This window comes from Streptomyces laurentii, from assembly GCF_040635425.1.
Lineage (GTDB): Bacteria > Actinomycetota > Actinomycetes > Streptomycetales > Streptomycetaceae > Streptomyces > Streptomyces laurentii.
Genome location: NZ_JBEYHT010000123.1, coordinates 1 through 4,035 on the forward strand (window position 1 = coordinate 1; position 4,035 = coordinate 4,035).

A 4,035-nucleotide genomic window follows, 5' to 3' on the forward strand; every position below is an offset into this window, starting at 1 on the left:
GCGCCGATGAGCAAGGAAGAGTTCGTCGCGATCGTCGCCGCCGGCCAGCCCGCCGCGCCCGGCTACTTCGCGTACGACGCCGACCTCAACCGCCGCGAGCGCGAGCTGTTCGACCCGGCGGCGGCCCCCCGGCCGCTGACCATCGAGGAGTTCACCGAGCGCCGCGCGGCCGGCGCGGTCGTGGTCGACGCCCGCGACCCGCACGAGTTCGCGTCTGGTCACCTGCGCGGCGCGGTCAACGTGCCCGCCGACGGCCGGTTCGCCGAGCAGGCCGGAACCGTCCTCGCCCCGAAGGACGAGCTGCTGGTCCTCGCCCCGCAGAACCGCGAGGAGGAGATCGTCACCCGCCTGGCGCGCATCGGCTTCGACCACGTGACCGGCTACCTGCGCTCGCCCGAGGACGCCCTGGTGACCCTGGCGGACGAGGTCTCCCCGGCCAGCCGGCTGACCGCCGCCCAGCTGCGGGACGCCCTGGCCGGCGACAACCCGCCGGTGGTCCTCGACGTCCGCAACTGCGGCGAGCGCGGCTCCGTCGGCTTCATCGACGAGGCCCTGCACATCTCGCTCGGCGAGCTGCCCCACCGTCTGGACGAGATCCCGACCGACCGGCCGCTGGTCCTGCACTGCGCCGGAGGCCACCGCTCCTCCATCGCGGCGAGCCTGCTGCGCCACAAGGGCTTCACCGACGTCTCCGACATCCTCGGCGGCTACGCGGCCTGGGCCCTCCTGGACACCCCGGCGGCCTGACCACCGCCGGACCGGACGGGGCGGCCCCCACCCCAGGGCCGCCCCTCCCGGAACGGTGAAAAGCCCCGGCGCCCCCGCGACCAGCCCCTCGCGCCCTGACTGGGTCACCTCGCGGGAGCGCCGGCATATCCCCGGTATCCCCGGCGATTCCTCGGGCGAGCGACCCCCACCTGCCGCGCCCCTCGCGGCCCCTCGCTCCCGCCCTGCCCGCAACACCCCGCGCCACCCGCGCCACCCGCCCCACCCCCCCCCACGGAGCCCCCATGTCGACGACCCCGACCACCACGCTCACCCCCGCCGCCCTCCAGCGCCTCCTCGCCACCGGCCCCGCCCCCCGTCTTCTCGATGTCCGCACCCCCGGCGAGTTCCAGACCTCCCACATCCCCGGCGCCTACAACGTCCCCCTCGACACGCTGCGCGAACACCGCGCCGAGATCCTCGCCCACCTCGACGAGGACGTCGTCCTCATCTGCCGTTCCGGCGGCCGCGCCGCCCAGGCCGGCGAGGCCCTCGCCGAGGCCGGGCTGCCGAACCTCCGGGTCCTGGACGGCGGCATGATGGCCTGGGAGATGGCCGGTGCTCCCGTCAACCAGGGGCCGAAGCGCTGGGACCTCGAACGTCAGGTCCGTCTCGTCGCCGGTTCGATCGTGCTCACCAGCGGTATCGCGGGCCTGTTCGTCCGCCGGGCGCACCTCGTCGGCACGGCGGTCGGCGCCGGGCTCACGTTCGCCGCGCTCAGCAACACGTGCGCGATGGGCATGATGCTGTCCAAGCTGCCGTACAACCGCGGCCCGCGGACCGACATCCGTACCGTCATCGCCTCCCTGCGGGAACAGTCATGATCACGTTCGTCCTCGCGGCCTCCGTACTGATCGGCGTCAGCCTGGGCATCCTGGGCGGCGGCGGTTCGATCCTGACCGTCCCGATCCTGGTCTACCTGGCCGGGCAGGAGAGCAAGGAAGCCATCGCGACCTCGCTCTTCGTGGTCGGTGTCACGAGCCTGTTCGGCCTGATCACGCACGCGCGGGCGGGCCGGGTGCGCTGGCGCACGGGTCTGATCTTCGGTGGCGTCAGCATGATCGGCGCGTACGGCGGCGGCCGGCTCGCCGAGTACATCCCGGGCACGGTGCTGCTGATCGCGTTCGCGCTGATGATGCTCGCGACCGCGGTGGCGATGCTCCGGAAGTCGCGCAAGGAGCGCCCGGCGAAGCCGGCGCACGCGGAACTGCCCGTGGCGCACATGGTCGTCGAGGGCCTGCTCGTCGGTGCGATCACCGGCCTGGTGGGCTCGGGCGGCGGGTTCCTCGTCGTCCCGGCGCTCGCGCTGCTCGGCGGTCTGCCGATGAGCGTCGCGGTCGGCACGTCGCTGCTGGTCATCGCGATGAAGTCGTTCTCGGGGCTCGCTGGTCACCTGGCCGGCGTGCAGATCGACTGGAACCTGGCGCTGGCCGTCACCGGCGCGGCGATCGTCGGCAGCCTGATCGGCAGCCGGTTCGCGGGCCGCATCCCGCAGGACACGCTGCGCAAGGCGTTCGGCTGGTTCGTGGTCGTCATGGGCGTCTTCGTGCTCAGCCAGCAGATGCCGCACGCCTTCTGGGCCAGCCCGCTGACCTGGGCCGGTGCCGGGGTCGTCGTGGTGGCGGCCGTGGTGTGGGGTGCGGTACGGGCCCGCCGCCCGGCCCCGGCCGGGACGCCCGGCGCGCCCCCGCTGGACGCGCCGGAACCCACGGCCCGGGTCTGAGAACCCGGGTCCGGGAATCCGGGTCCGGGAACCCCTTACCGGTTCGCCTTCAGCGCCGCCCCGATCGTCTCGGCGATCGGGGTGGTCGCGCGTCCGATGAGGCGGGCCAGGTCGTCGCCGCGCGAGGCGAGCGCGCCGCGCGCGACGGCCTCGTCGACGTCGACGAGGATCTCGGCGAAGGGGGCCGGGACGCCGGCGCCGGTGAGGATGTCGAGGTGGGCGGCGGCGGGCACGTTCGTGTACGTGATCTCCTGCCCGGACCGCGCCGCGACCTCGGCCGCGTACTCGGCGAGGGACCACGACACGTCGCCGTTCAGCTCGTACGCCTGCCCCAGGTGCGCGTCGAGCGGGCCGGTGAGGACGGCGGCAGCGGCGGCGGCGTAGTCGGCGCGGGCGGCGGAGGCGACGCGGCCGTCGCCCGCGTTGGCGACGACGGCGCCGTGCGCGAGGACCGGGGCGAGGTTGTCGGTGTAGTTCTCGGTGTACCAGCCGTTGCGCAGGAAGGTGTACGGCAGGCCGGACGCGAGGATCGCCGCCTCCGTGGCCTTGTGCTCCCCGGCCAGGACGAAGTCGGCCTCGGGACCGCCGAGGATGCCGGTGTACGCGAGCTGGGCGACCCCGGCGGCCTTGGTGGCGGCGACGACGGCGGTGTGCTGCGGCACCCGGCGGCCGACCTCGCTGCCGGAGACCAGCAGCACCCGGTCGCCCGCGCGGAAAGCGCCGGCCAGGGTCTCGGGCCGGTCGTAGTCGGCCACCCGCAGTTCGATCCCGCGTTCGGCGAGGTCGGCGGCCTTCGCCTTGTCCCGGACGACGGCGGCGAGGGACGCGGCGGGCTCGGTGGCGAGGAGGGCGTCGAGGACGAGACGGCCCAGTCGACCGGTGGCTCCGGTGACGACGATGCTCATGGTTTCTCCCGGGGGTGAGGGCTACCCACTCACCGTACGTCATGCGCTAACTTTCAGAAAGCGCACCTTTCGGAACGTGCGCAGCGCCGCGGCACACGACGAAGCCGCCCGCCCGAAGGCAAGCGGCTTGGTCGGGAGCTCAAGCCGGGCGGGTCACCCCACCACGGTCCAGGTGTCCTTCCCCGCGAGCAGCTGCGCGAGGTCGCCCTTGCCCTGCTGCTCGACCGCCTTGTCCAGCTGCCCCGCCATGAGCGTGTCGTACACCGGCCGCTCGATCGACCGGAAGACGCCGATGGGCGTGCGGTGCAGTGTGTCGGGGTCGGCCAGGCGCGACAGCGCGAACGCGGTCGTCGGCGACGCGGCGTGGGCGTCGTGCACGAGGATCCGGTCCTCGTTCGAAGGCGTCACCTCGACGACCTCCAGGTCGCCGGTGGCCGGGTCGCGGACCACGCCCTTGTCGAGGTCGGCGCCGAAGCGGATCGGCTGCCCGTGCTCCAGGCGGATCACCGCCTCCTGTGCCTGCTCGCGGTCCTTGAGTACCTCGAACGCGCCGTCGTTGAAGATGTTGCAGTTCTGGTAGATCTCCACCAGTGCCGTGCCCGGGTGGTCGGCGGCCTGGCGCAGGACCTCGGTGAGGTGCTT

Annotated in this window: 4 protein-coding genes and 1 pseudogene; 3 read left to right on the forward strand and 2 right to left on the reverse strand. The window is 73.6% G+C overall.

Features of this window, described 5'->3' with window-relative positions:
* The 3 genes from ABZ693_RS35925 to ABZ693_RS35935 form a co-directional block, all read left to right on the forward strand.
* Nucleotides 1–747: rhodanese-like domain-containing protein (locus ABZ693_RS35925; RefSeq protein ID WP_359885698.1), on the forward strand; the 747-nt coding region annotated here is incomplete at its 5' end.
* Between the two features lie 263 nt (nt 748–1,010).
* Nucleotides 1,011–1,589, forward strand: a complete 579-nt coding sequence (locus ABZ693_RS35930; protein WP_359885699.1) for a rhodanese-like domain-containing protein — start codon at nt 1,011–1,013, stop codon at nt 1,587–1,589.
* On the forward strand, nt 1,586–2,488 hold the full coding sequence (locus ABZ693_RS35935; protein ID WP_359885700.1) for a sulfite exporter TauE/SafE family protein: 903 nt from the start codon (nt 1,586–1,588) through the stop codon (nt 2,486–2,488). The genes ABZ693_RS35930 and ABZ693_RS35935 overlap by 4 nt, the downstream gene beginning before the upstream one ends.
* 35 nt (nt 2,489–2,523) lie before the next feature.
* Here ABZ693_RS35935 and ABZ693_RS35940 read toward each other — a convergent pair whose 3' ends face one another.
* Nucleotides 2,524–3,393, reverse strand: coding sequence for an NAD(P)H-binding protein (locus ABZ693_RS35940; RefSeq protein WP_359885701.1), 870 nt, complete (start codon nt 3,391–3,393; stop codon nt 2,524–2,526).
* Nucleotides 3,394–3,546: 153 nt separating this feature from the next.
* Nucleotides 3,547–4,035, reverse strand: a pseudogene (locus ABZ693_RS35945) (2-oxoacid:ferredoxin oxidoreductase subunit beta); the annotation flags it as partial.